This is a genomic window from Catellatospora aurea, from assembly GCF_042663325.1.
GTDB lineage: Bacteria > Actinomycetota > Actinomycetes > Mycobacteriales > Micromonosporaceae > Catellatospora > Catellatospora aurea.
In genome coordinates this window covers 1-19361 of sequence record NZ_JBHTAC010000066.1, presented here as the reverse complement: position 1 = coordinate 19361, position 19361 = coordinate 1, and the positions used below count along the sequence as shown (strand labels likewise).

Genomic DNA, 19361 nt, shown 5'->3' with positions numbered 1-19361 from the left:
GTCAGCGGGGTGGTTCCAGTCGCCAGACGCGCAGGGCGGGACCGTCGCCCGGCAGGGTCAGCCGACCCGTGCCGTCCGGTTCGAGGTCCGTAGCAGCGAAGACGCCGGCAGCCCGGGCGCCGAGAGCGAGTGAGACATCCTCACCGGCCGCGCGCGAGGCCGCCACCAGGAGTGAATTCTGCTCGAATTCCCGCAGGTAGACCATGGTATCGCTGGTCACATACAGCCAGCGCAGCCCGCCGTGGCGCAGCGCCGGTTCGGCGGCCCGCAACCCCAGCAGCTCCCGGTACGCGGCCAGCGTCTGCTCGTCGCGGTCCCCCGGCCGGTCCCACGGCATCGGGGTGCGCGCGTTCTCGCCGTTCCAGCCGGTCAGGCCGAACTCGCTGCCGGCGTACACCATCGGGGTTCCCGGCAGCGTGACCTGCATGCCCAGCGCGACCACCTGCCGCGCCGCCGAACCGGTGACGGTGCGGATGCGGGCCGAGTCGTGCGAGTCGAGGATGTTCCACGAGTGCACCAGCGACCGCCAGGACACCCGGGCCGCGAACGCCCGCATGGTGGCGTACGCCGCCGCACCGTCCCGGCTCGGCACGTCGCCCGGGGTGCCGAAGAAGTTGGCGAAGCCCGGTGCCTCGCCGCGCAGCCAGGCCCAGACCGGGCGGGTGAAGCCGAGGTAGTTCATGGCCCCGTGCCAGCCGTCGCGGTCCAGGTCGCCGGTCGCGTCGTGCATGTGCTCGCCGACCAGCATCGCCTCGGCGGGCAGGGCACGGCGGATCAGCGCGGCCACCTCATGGGTGTCGTCCTGCGCGGCGCGGCGGCCGGTCATGTTGGCCACGTCCACCCGCCAGCCGTCGAAGTACACCAGCCAGCGCCGCAGCACCTCGGTCATCCGCTGCCGCACCAGCGGGCTGGCCCAGTCGAGTTTGGGCAGGCTCTTGACCCCGCACCAGGCCTCGTAGTCACCGGTCTCCGGGTCGAAATAGAACATCTCCCGTTCCGGAGATTCCACATCGGAGACCGCGCGGGTGAACCACTCGTGGGCGTCGCCGCAGTGGTTGGAAGTGATGTCGCCGATCAGCCGCATGCCGCGCGCGTGCACGGCCTCGGCCAGCCGGGCCAGGGCCGCGTCCCCGCCCAGCAGGGGATCCACCTCTTCGAAGGTCGACGCGTCGTAGCGGTGGTTGGACCGGGCCGGGAAGACCGGCGTCAGGTACACGGTGTTGGCGCCCAGCTCCTGGATATGGTCCAGGTGCTCGGCGATGCCGTCGAGGTCGCCGCCGAAGAGCTGCTCGGCGGTGCCCGGCCCGCGCCCGATGACCTCGTCGCGGTCCCACTCGCGGGGCAGCGCCCAGTCCGGCAGGCCCAACGCCTCCAGCGGTTTCGCGTCCGCGGCGCGGGCGAAGCGGTCCGGAAAGATCTGGTACAGCACAGCATCTGCGGACCAGGCCGGGGGCGCGTCGTACGCGACCGCCCGGAAGTCGGTGTCGTCGGGCAGTTCATGCTCGACGACACCGCCCGCGGTCAGCCAATACGTGTCACCGGCCTTGTTCCGCAGGTGGAAGCGGTAGTTCGTGACCGGGTTGCGCACGGTCAGCGCCGCCCGCCACCACACGTCGGTCGCGCCGTACCCGCCGACCGCCGTCCCGGTCCGCTCCGCGTCGACCTCGGCCGTGACGAAAAACGGCTCCCCGTCGGGCGTGCTCCGCACGTGCACCGCTTCGACCTCGGCAGCCACCGGCACCCGCACCCACACGGTGACCACGTCACCGATCCCCGGTGCAACGTCCGAAATGTACAACGCCGAGCCGTCATGATGCGGCTGTTCGATGAGACGCACTGTCGCGCCATCCTTCCTTGTTCAGAGGATGTCGACGTTTCAGCCCGCAGTCCCGTCACCGGAACCCGAGGTCGCGACACTGCCGTTGCGCCCCCTCCGCGTTGATCATGAAGTTGTGGCGACGACACGCCGTCGAGCCGTGCCATAAGTTCATGATCAACGCGGAGGAGGGGGTCAGCCTTTGACCGCGCCGGCGGTCAGGCCGCTGACGATGTACTTCTGGAGCCAGAGGAAAAGGCTCACGGTGGGGACGGCCGTCAGGAGGGTGGCGGCGGCGAACATGCCGAAGTTGGCGTCCCGTTTGTCGGTGAGCATGCCGTACATGCCGACGGCCAGGGTCTTGGCTTCGGTGTCGCGGAGGAAGACGTTGGCGATGAGGAACTCGTTGATGGTGCCGATGAAGGAGAGCATCGCCGTCACCGCGAGCACCGGGCCGACCAGCGGCAGGATGATGCGGAAGAAGGTCTGCACGTGCGACGCGCCGTCCATGGTGGCCGACTCGTCGATCTCCTTGGGCACCGTGTCCAGGTAGCCCTTCATCAGGTACGTGTTCACGCCCAGTGCGCCGCCCAGGTAGAGCACGAGCAGGCCCCACGGCTTGTTGAAGCCGAACGTCGGGTACAGCTCGGTGACCTCGGTGAACACGATGAAGATGGCCACGATCGCCAGGAACTGCGGGAACATCTGGATGAGCAGGATGGACAGCAGGCCCACCCGGCGGCCCCGGAAGCGCATCCGGCTGAACGCGTACGCCGCCGCCACGCTGATCAACAGGCCGGCGAAGGCCGAGATCAGCGCGATGACCACCGAGTTCAGGAACCACCTGGTGAACGGGTGGTCCCCGGTCAGCAGGTCGACGAAGTTCTTCAGGCTGGCGCCCTCGGGAATGAGCCCGGTGGAGCCGAGCGTGCCCAGCGGGTTGATCGCGGCGGACACCACGAACAGCACCGGGAACAGCGCGAACGCGCACACGACCAGCACCACCGCGTAGCGCCAGCCGACCTCTCTGAGCCACTTCACGAGTACACCTCCTCCTGCGCCCGGCTGCGCCAGAACGCCACCGTGGAGACCGTGGCCACGATCGCGAAGATGAACACCGAGATCGCCGCGGCGAAGCCGAAGTCGGCCACGCCGGAGTCGAAGCCCGCGACCCGGTACGTGTAGCTGATCAGCAGGTCGGTCGCGCCGACGGTGCTGTTGTCGATGGCGTACGGCCCGCCGTTGGTGACCAGCTTGATGTTGTTGAAGTTGTTGAAGTTGAAGCCGAACGACGAGATCAGCAGCGGGGTCAGCGCCACCAGCACCAGCGGCAGGGTGACCCGCCGGAAGCCGGCCCACGCCGACGCGCCGTCGATGCGGGCCGCGTCGGTCAGCTCCCGCGGCACGGCCTGCAAAGCACCCGTGATCACCAGGAACATGTACGGGAAGCCCATCCACAGGTTGATCACGATCAGCCCGAGCCGGGCCGTTGTCGGCGTGCCCAGCCAGTCGTGCACGCCGAACAGCTTGCTGATCAGGCCGAAGTCGGTGTTGAACATGTCCCGCCAGATCAGCAGCATGGCGAAACCCGGCATGGCGTACGGCAGGATCAGCATGATCCGGTAGAGCTTGGTGCCCCGCACCCGGGGCGAGTGCAGCGCCAGCGCCACGATCATGCCGAGCGCGAACGTCGTTGCGACCGCGCTGAGCGCGAAGACGAAGTTCCAGATGAGCACGTTGAGGAAGTGCCCGGAGATGGTCGGGTCGGTCAGCGCCTTGGTGAAGTTGGCGAACCCGACGTCGACCTTCCAGCCCTGGTCGAGGTGCTGCCCTTCGGCGTTGACGAAGTATCCCTCGACCTCGTCGGCGACCCACCGCCCGCCGCTGGGGCTGGTCACGCAGTCGCAGGCCGCGTCGTAGGACTTGTCGGCCTTGCCCTCGAAGGCCCGGCTCAGGCCGGTGGCCTTGACCGCGCCGTCCGTGGTCGGCACCGAGAACGCCGCGATCTCCGCGTCGCGCTCGGCCGCCTGGGCGGTCGGCACGATGGTGTACCCGGCGGCGGTCAGCACCTTGCCGGTCAGCGACACCTCGGCCCCGTCGACCGGGGTCAGGCCCTCGGCGGTGCCCGCCTGGACTGCCTTGGTCGCCGGGTCGACCAGCAGGAACACCATCTCGTCGTCGCGCTCGGCGATGGTCAGGTAGTACTCCGGGGAGCCCGGCACCTGGGTCACCGAGCTGGTCTCGATGGCCCGGATCGCCTCTTCCTTGGTGCCGCGGTGCCCGTCGCCGAAGTTGGTGAACGCGGTGACGAAGGTCAGCACGATCGGCACGATGGCGAACGCGATCAGGAAGATGGTGCCCGGCACCAGGTACTTGGCCGGGATGTGGCGCGGGGTCAGGTAGAGGTAGGCGACGAGCGCCGTGACCACGCCGACGGCGCCCAGCGCCGTCCAGGCCTCGGTCTGGATCAGCGGCGGGAGCGCGTAGATCAGCAGTGCGGCGACGATGCCCAGCACCGCGATACGCGACACGATGAAGCCGGTGGACAGCTCGCGCGTGCGGCGGACCTGCTCCGCGCCGCCGCGCCGCCCACCCCGGGAACGCTGGTCAGGGGCCTGCCCGGACGGCCCCGGGTGCGGGGAGCGCGCGCTCCCCGCACCCGTCACCTCAGTGGTCATGAGGCAGGACTACTTGTTGATCTCGGCGGTGATGGCCTTGGCAGCGGCCTCGGCCGCGGTCTTGGCGTCGCCGCCCTTGACGACCGCCACCTCGGCGTTGGCCATCGGGCCCCAGATCGCGCCCATGGCCGGGATGGCCGGCATCGGGATGCCGTTGGCGCCGGCCTGCACGAACTTCTCGGCGTTCGGGTCCAGGGCCTTCACCGCGTCGGCGGCGGCGGTCAGCGCCGCGGGGCGCGGGTCGGCGTTGTAGAGCGCCATGGCCACGTCCTTGTTGGTGACGTAGTTGGCCACGAACTCCTGGGCCAGCACCTTGCTCTTGCCCTTGGCCGCGACGTAGAACGCCTGCACGCCGAGGAACGGCTTGGCCTGCCCGCCGGCCGCGAAGCCGGGGACCGCGCTGATGTCGTAGCCGAAGCCGGCCTTCTTGACGTCGTTCATCGACCACGGGCCGGAGATCAGGAACGCGCACTTCTTCTGCACGAAGCTCGGGATGCCGTTCTCGTTGCCGATCGAGGTCTTGATCGCGCCCTCGCCCTTCTCGCCGAGCGCCTTCATCTTCTCCAGCGCGGCGATCGACTCGGGGGTGTTCACGGTGACCTTGGACGGGTCCGGGTCACCGGAGGCGGTGGCGCCGAACAGCGAGCCGCCGGCCGCCGAGAACAGCGGGTACGTGTGGTACACGTCGCCGGCCGCGCCGAACGGCACGCACAGGATCTCCTGGACCTTCTTCGCGGCCTTGAGGTCCTTGCCGGTCTTGATCAGGTCCTCGATCGTGGCCGGCGCGGTGGGCACCAGGTCCGTGTTGCGGATCAGGGCCACGTTCTCCATCGCGTACGGCGCGCCGTAGATCTGCCCGTTGAACGTCACGGCCTTGATCGCGTTCGGGTGGAAGGCGGCCTTCTGCTCGGCGGTCAGCTGCACCGGGTCGATGGCGCCGTTCTGCACCATGTTGCCGATCCAGTCGTGCGCGCCGACCATGATGTCCGGGCCGCTGCCCTGCTGCGAGGCGGTGATGAAGGTCTGCTGCTGGTTCTCGCTGATCTCCTTGACCTCGACCGTGACGCCGTTCTCCTTGCCGAACGCCTCGGCGAACGGCTTGAGCACGGGGGCCCGGGTCGGGTCGGTCCACAGCACGAGCTTGCCGTTGCCCTTGTCCTTGCTGGGGGTGGCGGCCGGCTCGTTGGTTCCGCCGCAAGCCGCGACACCGAGCATCAGCAGCCCGGCGGCGGCGATCACACCCGCGGTACGGATGCGCATGAGCACTCCTTCGAGAAGGGTCACCGGGGTGACCCGGGGGTGACCGCGCGAGCGAATCCACGCGCCCGTGCGGCCGAGAGGGGTCTACGCGACACCGTCTGGAAGGTCTTCCAGAATTGATGCCGCATCACAGCACCCCGTTGCCGGGGTTGTGATGGGTGTTACAGAGTTTGTTGCCGGGAGGTTAGCAAGCCTTTGCAAACAATGGAAGAGCTTGCAACGTGCCCATATCAACATCCGGCTGTCTTCGGCTAGAGTGCCGCCATGCGCGCACGACTCTCTGACATCGCCCAGCAGGCGGAGGTGAGCGAAGCCACCGTCTCCCGGGTGCTGAACGACCGGCCCGGCGTCTCCGCCGACACCCGGCAGGCCGTGCTGACCGCTCTCGACGTGCTGGGCTACGAGCGCCCCGCCCGGCTGCGCAAGCGCAGTGCGGGCCTGGTCGGCCTGGTGGTCCCGGAGCTGGACAACCCGATCTTCCCGGCGTTCGCCCAGATCATCGAGACGACCCTGGCCCAGCAGGGCTTCACCCCGGTGCTGTGCACCCAGACGCCCGGCGGCGTCACCGAGGACGAGTACGTCGAGATGCTGCTCGACCGGCAGGTCTCCGGCATCGTCTTCGTCTCCGGCCTGCACGCCGACTCGACCAGCGACCCCGAGCGCTACCGCAAGCTGCTCGCCCGCCCACTGCCGATCGTGCTGGTCAACGGCTACGCCGAGAACATCGAGGCGCCCTTCATCTCCTGCGACGACCGGGCCGCCGGCGAGCTGGCCGTGGCCCACCTGGTGGCGCTCGGCCACAAGAGGATCGGCCTGATCTCCGGCCCCGACCGCTACCTGCCGGTGCAGCGCAAGATCGAGGGCTACCGGGCCGCCATGCGCCGCCTGCTCAATCTCAGCGACGCCCAGATCAACGAGATGATCTCGCTGTCGCTGTTCGGCGTGGAGGGTGGCGACGCCGCGGCCTCGCGGCTGCTGGACAAGGGCGTGACCGGCTTCGTCTGCGGCTCGGACCTGATGGCGCTGGGCGCGATCCGCGCGGTGCGCCAGCGCGGCCTGCAGGTGCCCACGGACGTCTCGGTGGTCGGCTACGACGACTCGCCCCTGATCGCCTTCACCGACCCGCCCATGACCACGCTGCGCCAGCCGGTGCGCGCGATGGCCGTGGCGGCCGTGCGGGCCCTCGTGGACGAGATCAAGGGACACCCGGCACCGCACTCGGAGTACATTTTCCGACCTGAGTTGGTCGTTCGGGGGTCCACCGCCGCCCACAGCGGGTGACGATCCGTCAGTATGATGATTGAAACTTTCTGAAAAGCTCTGCTTGACTCTTGCGCAAGTTGCACGACATCCTTCATGGGTCCTCGCGGCGTTCTGAGCCCGCGAGACGCCCGCTCCTGGAGGAAGACATGCGCCGCAGCAGCCGCGCCGCCGCCGTCACCGGCGCTGCCGTCGTGCTGCCCGCGGTTGCCCTTGGCACGGCCGTCGAGAAATCGCTCTCCCGGCCGGCCGCCTCCGTCTTTCATGCCTCTGAGCTGCGCGTATACCCGCCCGTGGAGTCGGCTGCCCGGCTCACCCGGACCGTCCCGGGCCACCACGGCCGCGGCCCTGCTCCCCACATGACCGACAGACCGCGCAGCCGCTCATGCGCCGCACCTGGAAAGGACTGCCAGTGACCACGCAGGCAAACGACGACTGGTGGCGCGACGCCGTCGTCTACCAGATCTACCCGCGCAGCTTCGCCGACGCCGACGGTGACGGCACCGGCGATCTGCAGGGCGTGCGCGGCAAGCTGCCGTACCTGCGCGAACTCGGCGTCGACGCGGTCTGGCTGAGCCCGTTCTACACCTCGCCGCTGGCCGACGGCGGTTACGACGTCGCCGACTACCGCGACGTGGACCCCCGTTTCGGCACGCTGGCCGACTTCGACGCCATGATGAAGGACGCGCACGCGCTCAACATCCGCATCATCGTCGACCTGGTCCCCAACCACTCCTCGGACCAGCACGTCTGGTTCCGGCAGGCGCTGGCGGCCGCGCCCGGTTCGGCCGAGCGGGAGCGGTACATGTTCCGCGAGGGCAAGGGCGAGAACGGCGAGCTGCCGCCCAACGACTGGGAGTCCATCTTCGGCGGCCGCGCCTGGACCCGGGTCCCCGACGGCCAGTGGTACCTGCACCTGTTCGCCCCCGAGCAGCCCGACCTCAACTGGGAGAACCCCGAGGTGCGCGCGGAGTTCCGCGACGTGCTGCGGTTCTGGCTCGACCGGGGCGTGGACGGGTTCCGGATCGACGTCGCGCACGGCATGATCAAGGAGGCGGGCCTGCCGTCGGTGGGCCGCACCACCGACGAGGGCGGCCGCCAGGTCGAGATGCTGGGCAGCGAGCGCCTGCCGTACTTCGACCAGGACGGCGTGCACGACATCTACCGCGAGTGGCGGCCCATCCTCGACGAGTACCCGGGCGGCCGGATGGCCGTGGCCGAGGCGTGGGTGGAGTCCCCGGAGCGGCTGGCCCGCTACATCGGCGCCGACGAGCTGCACCAGGCCTTCAACTTCGACTTCATGATGGCCGACTTCGACCCGGCGTCGTTCCGTACCATCATCGACAAGTCGCTGGCCGAGGCCGACCTGGTCGGCGCGCCCACCACCTGGGTGCTGTCCAATCACGACAAGTTCCGCCACGTCACCCGGTACGGCGACGGCGAGCTCGGCCTGCGCCGGGCCCGCGCGGCCACCCAGCTGATGCTGGCCCTGCCCGGCTCGGCGTACCTCTACAACGGCGAGGAGCTGGGCCTCAACGAGGTCCTCGACCTGCCCGACGAGCTGCGCGAGGACCCGTCGTTCCAGCGCACCGGGGAGAGCCGGGACGGCTGCCGGGTGCCGCTGCCCTGGGGCGGCACGGCGGCCGAGGGCTTCCGGTTCAACCCGGACGGTCTGGGCACGCCCTGGCTGCCGCAGCCGGCGAAGTGGGAGGCGCTGACCGCGCAGGCGCAGGAGTCCGACCCGGACTCGACGCTGAACTTCTACCGCGCGGCGCTGCGGCTGCGCAAGGAGCTGCCGGCACTCGGCGGCGGCACGCTGACCTGGCTCGACGCGCCCGAGGGCGTGCTGGCCTTCCGGCGCGAGCCCGGCATCGTGGTGGTCGTCAACATCGCCGACCGTGCCGTCGACCTGTCCGAGCTGTCTCTGACCGGCGACATCCTCCTGTCCAGCGGCCCCCTGCACACCGACGGCCGCATCCCCGCCGACACCACCGTCTGGCTCACCGCCTGACCCACCCGCCCCCTTGTCTCAAGTCTTAAAAAGTCGCGCCTTCCGGACGTCCCGGAAGGCGCGACTTTTTAAGAGTTGCGGCAGGCGGGTTAAGAGTTGCGGCAGGCGGGGGCGGTGGGGGCGGGCCGAGGGGGATCGGGCGGCGGGGTGGTGCGGGGGTCGGGGAGGATGAGGGGGTGGTGGCTGTGGTGGGTTGGGTGCAGCGGATGACCGAGGTCGTCGGCGCCCGTTATGACACGCTGGTGGACCGGGCTCGCAAGCGGTCCGCCGCGTTCGACCACCTGTGGCGGATGAAGGAGCGCTACGCCGACGTGCTGGCCGGGCGGCTGGCCGCGGCGATCGCCTACTACGCCTTCTTCGCCGCGTTCGCGCTGACCATGGTGGCGTACGCGGTGCTGGTCAAGGTCTTCTCCGCCAACGCCGAGCTGGTGGCCGAGGTGGACCGCTTCCTCGTCGCGTACTTCCCGGCGGTCAACACCGAGCAGTTGCGCACCTCGGCCGGCTCCATCGGCACCGTCGGCCTGGTCAGCCTGGTGCTGGCCGGGATCGGCTGGGTGGACGCCTGGCGCTCCTCGCAGCGCGCCATCTGGGGCCTCGACCAGCACCCGGGCAACTTCCTCGTGCTGCGGCTCACCGACTTCGGCATGCTGCTGGCGCTCGGCCTGCTGATGGCCGTCTCGCTGACCGCGATCGACGGCCTGGTCACCCTGTTCGACCTGCTGCCCGGCACCAGCGGCGCGTTCTGGGTGAAGGTGAGCGCGTACGCGGTGACGATCCTGGTCAACGCGATGATCGGGTTCGCGCTGATCACGGTGCTGCCCCGGGTGCACATGACGCCCCGGCGGCTGCTGCCCGCGATCGGCATCATCGCGGTGGGCCTCACCCTGCTCAACGAGTTCGGCCGCTACTTCGTCCAGCGCACCGAGAACAACCCGGCGTACGTCGCGGTCGCCGCGTCCGTCGGCCTGCTGCTGTACCTGTACCTGTTCAACCAGATCGTGCTGTGGGCCGTCTCGTACGCGGCCACCTCCGCCAACGGCAAGGTGTTCGACCTGGCCTGGGGCCGCCCGCGCAAGCACCACCTGGAGTGGGTGCCGCCCGGCGACATCGCCAAGGCCGAGGCGGACGCCGTGCAGGCCGAAGCCGAGGACGAGGCCGCCGACCGGGCCGCCCGGCTGGAGAGCGCGGACGACTCCGACGCGCCGGATACCCGGAAGACCCCCGAAAAGCATCGCAAAGCTCGATGATGGTCGCGTGGGTGCACTCGTGACTTTGGAGCTGCCGGCCGGAGCGCCGCAGCTCGACCTTCCCTGGATCATCACTTTCGGGCCGCTCGACGACGACGAGGAGTGGGAGCCCGTGGTGTGCGGCCCGTACGAGCGGCCGCACGCGCTCGCGCTCGCGCAGCACGTCGTCGCCGACGAGGACCTGATGGCGGTCGTCGAACCGCTGCTGCCGGCGACCTCCCTGGACCAGATCCGCGCCGAGATCGCCAACGCGCAGGACCTGGCCGCGCAGGAGGCCGACGAGATCGACGACGTGCTCGACGACGACACGGACGACGACCACGATCACGACCATGACCACGACGACCACGTGGTCGAGGCCCCGAGCGCCGACGAGCTCAAGGCGGGCTTCGCCCGCATCTCCGCCCGCCTCACCGCCTCCTGACCCGACTCACCCAGAACCGGCGCGCCGGGCTCACCGCCGCGGCGCGCCGGTTCCGTGCGTCAGCCGCGGAGCGGGTAGGAGCGGATGGGCTGCCAGCTGCCGGTGCCGTTGTGTTCGTAGCGGGTGAAGTGGTCGACGTCGAAGCGGGCCGAGTAGTCGGCCAGGCGGTCGAAGACGTCGTCGAGAGCCGGTTCCGGCACGTCGTGGCCGATGGTGACGTGCGGGTGGTACGGGTGTGCCAGGTCCCTCGCCAGGGGGCCGGTGCGGATCGCGCCGGCCAGCTGCTCGCACTCCCCGATGCCGGTCGCGAGCGCCACGAACACGACCTGGCTGACCGGCCGGAAGGTGCCGGTGCCGCGCAGCTGGATGGTGAACGGCGCGTTCTGCTCCGCCACGTTCGCCAGCAGCTCGTCGATACTGCGGTCCAGGTCGGCGGAGATCGGCAGCATGGTCGGGCCGAGCAGCGTGACGTGCGAGGGGATCAGCGCCGCGAGCGGGTCGCCGGTGGACGCGCGGGCCGCGTCGAGTTCGGCACCCCACGGTTGCGGGATGCCGATCGCGATACCGATGGTGCGCTCCACCGACGCCTCCAATTTCGCCCGCCGCCTCAACGACCGGCAGGGGCCAAGAACCCGATCTTGTCGTAAACCGTAGCCAGCGTCCGCACCGACACGGTACGGGCCTTCTCGGCACCGATGACCAGCAGTTTGTCCAGTTGCGCGGGATCGTCCAGGTACTCCTGCGTGCGCTGCTGGAACGGCGTCACGAACTCCACCACCACTTCGGCGAGGTCCTTCTTGAGGTCACCGTACCCCTTGCCGGCGTACGCCTCGACCAGCTCCGCGATCGGGCGGCCGGACAGCGCGGAGTAGATCGTCAGCAGGTTGCTCACGCCCGCCTTCGCCTCCGGGTCGAAGACGATGTCGCGGCCGGTGTCGGTGACCGCCGACTTGATCTTCTTCGCGATCTTCGCGGCCGGTTCCAGCAGCTCGATCAGGCCGTTGGTGGTTGACGCCGACTTCGACATCTTCGCACTCGGGTCCTGCAGGTCGAGGATCTTGGCGGTCTCCTTCACGATGTGCGGCTGCGGCAGCGTGAAGGTCTTGCCGAACAGCGTGTTGAAGCGCTGCGCCAGGTCCCGGGTCAGCTCCAGGTGCTGGCGCTGGTCCTCGCCCACCGGCACCGAGTCGGCCTGGTAGAGCAGGATGTCGGCGGCCTGCAGGATCGGGTACGTGAACAGGCCCACGCTGGACCGCTCCGCGCCCTGCTTGCTCGACTTGTCCTTGAACTGGGTCATCCGGCTGGCCTCGCCGAAGCCGGTGATGCAGCTCATCACCCAGCCGAGCTGCGCGTGCTCGGGCACGTGCGACTGCACGAAGACCGTGCAGCGGGCCGGGTCGAGGCCGACGGCCAGCAGCTGCGCCACGCTGACCCGGGTGCGCTCGCGCAGCAGCTTCGGGTCGTGCCCGGCGGTGATCGCGTGCAGGTCGACCACGCAGTAGAACGCGTCGTGCGTCTCCTGCATGCCCACCCAGTTGCGCACCGCGCCCAGGTAGTTGCCCAGGTGGTACGAGCCGCCGGTGGGCTGGATCCCGGAGAGCACCCGGGGCTTGCTGTGCTGGGTCGCGTCGAAGGACATGGTCGCCATTCTCCCACCCGGATGATCGGCCCACGAACCTGGGAACCGGCCGCCGCCGGCAGGACTCACTAGAGTCGCCGAGAACGAGGGACCAGGGAGACCATGACCGCGCAGGACGAGCTGGGTGAGCTGTACCACGCCGGGTACCGCCGGCTGGTGGCGCAGGTCTACGCGTTCACCACGGACCTGACCGAGGCGCAGGACGCGGTGCAGGAGGCCTTCGCCCGGGCGCTGGCCCGCCGGCACGGCCTGAGCGATGTGGACGCGCCGGAGGCGTGGCTGCGTACCGTCGCGATCAACGTGGTGCGCCGCCGCTGGCGGCGTCGCCAGCTGCTGGACACCATCCTGCTGCGGGAGCGGCCGCTGGCCCGGGTGACCGCGGCCGCCCCGGAGCCCGACAACACCGACCTGCGCGAGGCGCTGGCTGCCATCCCGAGCCGGTACCGCGAGGTCATCGTCCTGCACTACCTCGCCGATCTGCCCCTGGACGAGGTCGCCGAACTGCTGGAGGTCCCCGTGGGCACGGTCAAGTCACGGCTCTCCCGAGGCCGGGACGCGCTGCGGGGGCTGCTCGACGACGTCGAGGCCCCGCCGCTGGAGCAGGTGCGGGTCCGGGCGGGCCGGATCAAGACCCGCCGCCGGACGGCGCAGGCCGCCAGCGCCGCCGCGGTGCTGCTGATCGCCGCCGTCGGGGTGTTCCGGCCGTGGCGGCCACAGCTGTCGCCGGACCAGACCGCGGCCTCGCCCAGCGCCTCGGTCAGCGCGCCACCCGCACCCGTGTACTCGGGATCAGGGTCCGCGGCGGGCCTGGACATCGACGGCATCTTCAACCCCGCCACCGCCCCCGACCTGCCCGGCTCCATCGCCGAGTTCGAGCTGGCCGGCGGGGCCGGCTGGCTGCGCACCGCCTGCTCCAGCCGGGAGCTGCCGAGCTGCCAGCCGGCCTTCGCCCGCACCGGCGACGGCGGCCAGACCTGGCAGGTCGTGACGGACGACGGCGCGGCGGCGCCGGCGGTCCCCGGCGCCCCCGGGCTCACCGTGACCTGGGCCGCCCGTGGCCGCACCCCGTCCGGCGCGGCGTGGGTGGGCGGGCTGGACGGCGGTGCGGCCTACCTCGCCTCGTCCGCCGACGGCGGGCAGTGGCAGCGCCACCCGCTGCCGGGCGCGGCCGGCGCGGACCGGGTCACGGCCACCGTGCGCGGCGAGGACGTGCTCGCGTTCGCCCTGAAAGACAACAAGATCATCGCCGTGTACGCGGGCCGCACGCCCGTCCGCGTCTCCGGCGGGGCCGGGTTCGCTCCCGTCGGCGAGCCCGTCTACCTGCCCGACGGCCGCATCCTGGTGGCCGGCCCGGAGAGCCGGTTCTACGTCAGCGGCGACCAGGGCGCGAGCTTCACCCCGGCGGCCGGCACCCTGCCGAACGTCGGCGAGCTGCGTGCCACGTCCGACGGCTACGTCGCGCTCGACCTGTTCCGCGCCGGCTGGGTCGCCGTCTCCACCGACGGCCTGACCTGGCACAAACTCCCCATCCGCTGACGAAGGAAGGGCACCTTCACAACGCTCCGCGTTGCAGAAGGTGCCCTTCCCATCATGGCCGCGGTATCAGGCCAGGTCGGGTAGCGGGGTCGGGTCGACCAGGATCGGGTCGGCGGGAGTCAGGTCCAGCGGGGTCAGCCGGACCCGGGCGACCCGGCGGCCGTCCAGGGCCAGCACGGTGAGCCGGTACGCCTCCACCGTGGCGCTGTCCCCCGCGGCGGGCAGCCGGCCCAGGGCGCTCATCAGGAAGCCGCCCACGGTCTCGTACGGCCCGGCGGGCAGCGTGATCCCGGTGCGCTCGGCGAAGTCGGCGAGATTGAGCATGCCGTCGACCTCGTCCGGCGCGGGCCCGCCCGGGGCGTGGGCGGCGGGGGTGTCGTCGTACTCGTCGTGGATCTCGCCGACCAGCTCCTCGATCAGGTCCTCGAGGGTCACGATGCCGGCGGTGCCGCCGTACTCGTCGACGACGACGGCGATGGTGTGCCGCTCACGGCGCATCTCCGACAGCGCGGCGAGCACCGGTTTGCTGGCCGGGAAGCGCTTGATCTCGCGGGACAGCTCGCGGACCGAGCGCTCCGGGCGCTCGTCCCAGAGCAGGTCACGCAGGTGCACGAAGCCCACCACGTCGTCGTGGCTGCCGTCGGCGATCGGCATGCGGGTGTGCCCGGCCTCGCGGGCCTCGGCGATCGCCTCCGCCACGGTCATGCCCACCGCCAGGAACCACACCTCGGTGCGCGGCACCATCACCTCGCGCAGCGTGGCCGCCGAGCGCGACAGCGCCTTGCTGATGATGTGCCGCTCCTCCGGGTCCAGCGCCGTGTTCACGGCGACCAGCTCCCGCAGCTCGGCCTCGGTGATCTGCTCGCGCCCGGCGGTCGCCTCGACCCCGAGCACGCGGCTCGTCCAGCGGGTCAGCGCGTCGGCGGCCCGTACGATGGCCGGTGCCACGGCACGGGCCATCCGCCCGGGCGGACGTAACCGGGGCTCCCGTCGGCGCGGCTCGCGGCCATGGGTCTCCCGCTGGCGGGGGGTGTTCTGCCGGGGCACGGACATGGGCGCATATTAGCCTTCCCGGATAACCGTTCCGGCATGACGAGCGGCACAGGCAGGCCAGGGACAGCGATTTCCGGGTTTTCGCGGGCGTCCGGCCACTACCCGACAGCCCATCGGAACGTTCGAGCCTGTTGCTTTATGTTTGAATGTGATGAGATAGCGGAACGACACGACCGACACCGCGCGGGCTAGGCTGGCCCGCACCAGCAGTTCGAGGAGCTTCTTACATGAAGGTACTGGTCACCGGAGGCGCCGGATACGTCGGCAGCGCCGTGGCGCGGCTGCTCGTCGACGCCGGCCACGAGGTCGTCGTGCTCGACGACCTGTCCCGCAACGACGCCTCCCAGGTGCCGGCCGGGGCCCGCCTCGTGCAGGCACGCATCCACGACGCCGCCACCGTGCTCACCCCCGACGCCGGGTTCGACGCGGTGCTGCACTTCGCCGGCCTGATCGCGGCCGGGGAGTCGATGGTCCAGCCCGAGCTGCACTGGGACAACAACACCGTCGGCTCGCTGGCGCTGCTCGACGCGATGCGCGCGGCCGGTGTCCGCCGCCTGGTGTTCTCCTCCACCGCCGCCACCTACGGCGACCCGTCCGAGCTGCCGCTGACCGAGAACGCCGTCACCAAGCCGGTGAACACGTACGGCGCGACCAAGCTCGCCGTCGACATGGCCATCGCCTCCGAGGCGCACGCCCACGAGCTGGCCGCGGTCAGCCTGCGCTACTTCAACGTGGCCGGGGCGCTGGTGCTGCCGGACGGCTCGATGATCGGCGAGCGGCACGACCCGGAGACCCACCTGATCCCGATCGCGCTCCAGGTCGCCGCCGGGCAGCGGGAGAAGCTCGCCATCTTCGGCGACGACTACCCGACCCCGGACGGCACCTGCATCCGCGACTACATCCACGTCGGCGACCTGGCCCAGGCCCACCTGCTGGCGCTGGAGGCGGCCCGCCCCGGCGAGCACCGCGTCTACAACCTCGGCAACGGCACCGGCTTCTCCTGCAAGGAGGTCGTCGACGCGGTACGCGAGGTCACCGGGCACCCGCTGCCGGTCGAGATGGCCCCACGCCGCCCCGGGGACCCGGCCGAGCTGGTCGCCTCGTCGGCGAGGGCCCGCGCCGAACTCGGCTGGACGCCCGCGAAGCCCGATCTGCGCGACATCGTCGCCGACGCCTGGACCTTCTTCCGGAGCGGACTGTGACCGCCGTCGACCAGGGCGTGTGGGCCGCACCGGGCCGCATCAACCTGATCGGCGAGCACACCGACTACTGTGACGGCTTCGTGCTGCCGTTCGCCCTCCCGCAGCGCACCGTCGTCACCGCGGAGCGCCTCGACCGGCCCGAGTGGTCCGTCACCTCGACGCTGACCGGCGAGACGGTCACCTTCGACCTGTCCGAGCCGGTCACCGGCTGGGCGGCGTACGTCGCCGCCGTCGTCTGGGTGCTGCGCGAAGCCGGTCACGAGGTGCCCGGCGCGCGGCTGTCCATCGACTCCGACGTGCCCGGCGGAGCCGGCCTGTCCTCGTCGGCCGCGCTGGAATGCGCGGTGCTGTCCGCGCTCGCCGACCTCGGCGGGCTCGACATCCCGGTGGAGCAGCGGCCGAGTCTCGCCCAGCGCGCCGAGAACGCGTACGTCGGCGTGCCCTGCGGGATCATGGACCAGTCCGCCTCGACGCTGTGCCGCGAGGGCCACGCGCTGTTCCTCGACTGCCGCAGCCTGGCCACCGAGCAGATCCCGCTCGACCTGGCCGGTCAGGGCCTCGCCATCCTCGTCATCGACAGCCGCGCCCCGCACCAGCTCGTCGACGGCGAGTACGCCGCCCGCCGCGCCGCCTGCGAACGCGCCGCCGAGCTGCTCGGCGTGCCCGCGCTGCGCGACGCCGTCCTCGACGATCTGTCCCGGTTGGACGACGAGCTGCTGATCCGCCGCTCGCGCCACGTCATCACCGAGAACGCCCGCGTGCTCGACACCATCGCGCTGCTGCGCGAGGGCCGGCTGCGCGAGATCGGCCCGCTGATGACCGCCTCGCACGCCTCGATGCGCGACGATTTCGAGATCACCGTGCCCGAAGTGGACGAAGCAGTGGACACGGCGCTGGCCGCCGGCGCGTACGGCGCCCGGATGACCGGCGGCGGCTTCGGCGGCTGCGTCCTGGCCCTGGTCGAGGCCGAAAAGGCCGCCACCGTCGCCGAAGCGGTCACCACCGCCTTCGCCGCCCGCGGCTTCAACCCGCCCGCCACCTTCCTCGCCCTCCCCTCCCCTGGCGCCCACCGCCTGTCCTGACCAAAGGAAGGGCACCTTCACAACGCTCCGCGTTGTAGAAGGTGCCCTTCTTGACGCGCTCCGCCGCTTGAGCGGGGGCGCTGCACCGGTCGTACGGTGCGGGGCGGTTCCGTATCCGACACCACAGTGGACGGTCTTGCGGGCATGCGGCAGGATGCCGCGCATGGCTTCCGCGGAACGCAACTCGTACCTCGACCAGGTCGTGGCCCAGTCGGCGCAACTGGAGCAGGACCTGCGGGTGAAGAAGGCCCCGATGGCACCGGCACCGGCCGCGGGCGGCGGCGACACCAGCAACCGGGCCCGGCGCAGCGCCACCGAGGCGGCCACCACCCCGCCGACCGCCGTCGACGTGCGCGTCACCGGCTTCGGCCCGTGGAAGACCGTGCTGGTCCCGCCGAACGCCTTCGTCGTGCACACCCGGCGCGGCCGCGAAAAGCCCCTGCACCTGGGCCTCGGCACGTCCTTCCGGTACCGGTCGGCCACCGACTCCTACCTCGTGGTGCCCGGCACCATGCAGACCATCCTGCTCAACGCCTTCTGCATCTGCCGCGAACTGCAGGGCGTGCTCGTCCAGGCGTACGTCCAGTGGATCGTCCAGGACATCGCCACCGCCTACCGCAAGCTCGACTTCGGCGACGCCTCCGACCCGATGCGCCTGGTCAACCTCCAGCTCAAGGAGCAGGCCGAGGCGGCGATCAAGGACAAGGTCGCCACCATGAGCGTGCACGAGGTGCTCAGCGACAAGCAGCCCATCATCGAGGAGCTGACCGCCCGGCTGCGCGGGGTCGCCGAAGGGGCCGGTGACAGCGACACCGGCCTCGGCCTGCGCATCGTGACCGTGCAGATCAAGGAGGCCGTGGTCACCTCCGCCCGGCTCTGGGAGAACCTGCAGAAGCCGTTCCGCTCCGAGCAGGGCCAGCTCGCCCGGCTCGCCGAACTCGGCGCGCAGGAGATCATCACCGGCCGGGAGCTGGCCTCCCAGCGTCTCGACCAGCTGCAGCGGCTGGAGAACGACCGCGAACTCGCCGACCTCAAGGCACGCAACGCCGCCGGCGCGTTCGACCGCGACGCCGCCGAGCGGCTGCGCCGGGGCGAGCGCGAGCAGGCCGACGCCCGCGCGCTGGCCAGCCAGGCCAGCGAGACCACCCTGCACGAGCTGCAGCTGGAGCAGCAGCGGCACGCGCAGGAGACCGAGATGCGCCGGCTGCGCCTGGAGCTGGAGCAGACGCTGCAGCGCCTGACCCTCGACCACGAACTCGCCGTCGCCCGCGACCGCGCCGAGCAGCTGCACGCCGCCGCGCTGCTGGAGCTGGAGCGCGACCGGGTCGGCCAGGACATCGCCAACGGGCGCTCGCCCGAGGCCGTGCAGGCCGAGCTGATCGCGCGGCTGCCGGAGATCGTCGCCAAGCTCCCGAAACCGGACGAGGTGCGTACGGTCAACCTGTCCGGTGCGGACGGCGGCAGCCTGTCCGGGATCGTCGCCGAGCTGGCCGCCGCGGTCACCGCGATCCGGTCAGCGGTAACGTCGCGCGAATGATCGCGTGGGTGAGCCCGTCCGACGCCGCGTTCGGCGCGGTCGCGGAACTGTTCGACGACTACCGCGCGCACTACGGGCAGCAGCGGGCGTACGGCGCGACCCGGCAGTGGCTGCAGGACCAGGCCTCATCGGGTATGCGGATCAGCGCGTCCTTCGCCGCCGGGCGTCCCTGCGGGCTGCTCACGGCGCTCGTGATGCCCGCATCGCTGACGCTCGGCACGTTCTGGATGGTCCGCGACCTCTACGTGCTGCCGGAGCACCGGGGCAGCGGCCACGCCCGCGCGCTGGTCACGCACGCCGTGGCCGCCGCCCGCGCCGCCGACGCACGTCGCCTGTCCCTGCAGACCGAGCAGGACAACACCGCAGCCCGCACGCTGTACCGCAGCCTCGGCTTCCACGAGGTCGACGGCTACCTCTCCTACAGCATCGACGGCTGACCCGGCCCGAAAGCCCGCGGTCGCTGTCCGCGAACCAGGCGGTGGCGGGTGGCCTGGGCCGGAAACGACGAACCGCACCTGCCGTTGTTCGGCGAGTGCGGTTCGTCGTTCGTCCGTGGTGGCCGTCAGGCGGCTTCGATGATCATGCCGGCGGCGACGGTGCGGTTGGTGGCTTCGTC

The 19361-nt window shown here is 70.9% G+C and carries 16 protein-coding genes; 9 read left to right on the top strand and 7 right to left on the bottom strand.

What is annotated here, in order from left to right; genetic code table 11:
- Position 1: 1 nt before the first annotated feature.
- From ACFQO7_RS35680 to ACFQO7_RS35665, 4 genes are all read right to left on the bottom strand, one after another.
- Positions 2–1762, bottom strand: coding sequence for a glycoside hydrolase family 13 protein (locus ACFQO7_RS35680; RefSeq protein ID WP_376810535.1), 1761 nt, complete (start codon positions 1760–1762; stop codon positions 2–4).
- Positions 1763–2011: 249 nt separating this feature from the next.
- Positions 2012–2857, bottom strand: a complete 846-nt coding sequence (locus tag ACFQO7_RS35675; protein ID WP_361056391.1) for a sugar ABC transporter permease — start codon at positions 2855–2857, stop codon at positions 2012–2014.
- The gene (locus tag ACFQO7_RS35670; protein WP_376810534.1) at positions 2854–4494 is read right to left on the bottom strand and encodes an ABC transporter permease subunit; all 1641 of its coding nucleotides are present in this window, start codon (positions 4492–4494) and stop codon (positions 2854–2856) included. The genes ACFQO7_RS35675 and ACFQO7_RS35670 overlap by 4 nt, the downstream gene beginning before the upstream one ends.
- 9 nt (positions 4495–4503) lie before the next feature.
- Positions 4504–5754, bottom strand: a complete 1251-nt coding sequence (locus tag ACFQO7_RS35665; protein WP_376810533.1) for a sugar ABC transporter substrate-binding protein — start codon at positions 5752–5754, stop codon at positions 4504–4506.
- Between the two features lie 264 nt (positions 5755–6018).
- Here ACFQO7_RS35665 and ACFQO7_RS35660 point away from each other — a divergent pair, with 264 nt between their 5' ends.
- The 4 genes from ACFQO7_RS35660 (at position 6019) to ACFQO7_RS35645 (ending at position 10696) form a co-directional block, all read left to right on the top strand.
- A complete protein-coding gene (locus tag ACFQO7_RS35660; RefSeq protein ID WP_376810532.1) occupies positions 6019–7035 on the top strand; it encodes a LacI family DNA-binding transcriptional regulator in 1017 nt (338 codons plus the stop codon).
- A 364-nt stretch (positions 7036–7399) separates the two neighbouring features.
- The gene (locus ACFQO7_RS35655) at positions 7400–9025 is read left to right on the top strand and encodes a glycoside hydrolase family 13 protein (protein WP_376810531.1); all 1626 of its coding nucleotides are present in this window, start codon (positions 7400–7402) and stop codon (positions 9023–9025) included.
- 176 nt (positions 9026–9201) lie between these two features.
- Positions 9202–10272 (top strand): YhjD/YihY/BrkB family envelope integrity protein, encoded by a 1071-nt coding sequence (locus ACFQO7_RS35650; protein WP_376810530.1) that lies wholly within the window; start codon positions 9202–9204, stop codon positions 10270–10272.
- A 7-nt stretch (positions 10273–10279) separates the two neighbouring features.
- On the top strand, positions 10280–10696 hold the full coding sequence (locus ACFQO7_RS35645; protein WP_360538515.1) for a hypothetical protein: 417 nt from the start codon (positions 10280–10282) through the stop codon (positions 10694–10696).
- A 59-nt stretch (positions 10697–10755) separates the two neighbouring features.
- Here ACFQO7_RS35645 and ACFQO7_RS35640 read toward each other — a convergent pair whose 3' ends face one another.
- Positions 10756–11277, bottom strand: a complete 522-nt coding sequence (locus ACFQO7_RS35640; RefSeq protein ID WP_376810529.1) for a 2'-5' RNA ligase family protein — start codon at positions 11275–11277, stop codon at positions 10756–10758.
- Positions 11278–11303: 26 nt separating this feature from the next.
- A complete protein-coding gene (trpS, locus tag ACFQO7_RS35635; RefSeq protein ID WP_376810528.1) occupies positions 11304–12335 on the bottom strand; it encodes a tryptophan--tRNA ligase in 1032 nt (343 codons plus the stop codon).
- A 102-nt stretch (positions 12336–12437) separates the two neighbouring features.
- Between trpS and ACFQO7_RS35630 the strand changes: the two genes are divergently transcribed.
- Positions 12438–13871 (top strand): sigma-70 family RNA polymerase sigma factor, encoded by a 1434-nt coding sequence (locus tag ACFQO7_RS35630; RefSeq protein ID WP_376810527.1) that lies wholly within the window; start codon positions 12438–12440, stop codon positions 13869–13871.
- A 66-nt stretch (positions 13872–13937) separates the two neighbouring features.
- Here the strand turns inward: ACFQO7_RS35630 and ACFQO7_RS35625 are convergent, their stop codons facing one another.
- The gene (locus ACFQO7_RS35625) at positions 13938–14924 is read right to left on the bottom strand and encodes a hemolysin family protein (protein WP_376810526.1); all 987 of its coding nucleotides are present in this window, start codon (positions 14922–14924) and stop codon (positions 13938–13940) included.
- 227 nt (positions 14925–15151) lie between these two features.
- Here ACFQO7_RS35625 and galE point away from each other — a divergent pair, with 227 nt between their 5' ends.
- The 4 genes from galE (at position 15152) to ACFQO7_RS35605 (ending at position 19182) form a co-directional block, all read left to right on the top strand.
- Positions 15152–16126, top strand: coding sequence for a UDP-glucose 4-epimerase GalE (galE, locus tag ACFQO7_RS35620; RefSeq protein ID WP_376810525.1), 975 nt, complete (start codon positions 15152–15154; stop codon positions 16124–16126).
- On the top strand, positions 16123–17208 hold the full coding sequence (gene galK / locus ACFQO7_RS35615; RefSeq protein WP_376810524.1) for a galactokinase: 1086 nt from the start codon (positions 16123–16125) through the stop codon (positions 17206–17208). Before galE ends, galK begins: the two co-directional genes overlap by 4 nt.
- A 163-nt stretch (positions 17209–17371) precedes the next feature.
- A complete protein-coding gene (locus ACFQO7_RS35610) occupies positions 17372–18745 on the top strand; it encodes an SPFH domain-containing protein (RefSeq protein ID WP_376810523.1) in 1374 nt (457 codons plus the stop codon).
- Positions 18742–19182: a GNAT family N-acetyltransferase gene (locus ACFQO7_RS35605; protein ID WP_376810522.1), complete on the top strand. Its 441-nt coding sequence runs from the start codon at positions 18742–18744 to the stop codon at positions 19180–19182. Before ACFQO7_RS35610 ends, ACFQO7_RS35605 begins: the two co-directional genes overlap by 4 nt.
- Positions 19183–19361: the final 179 nt, after the last annotated feature.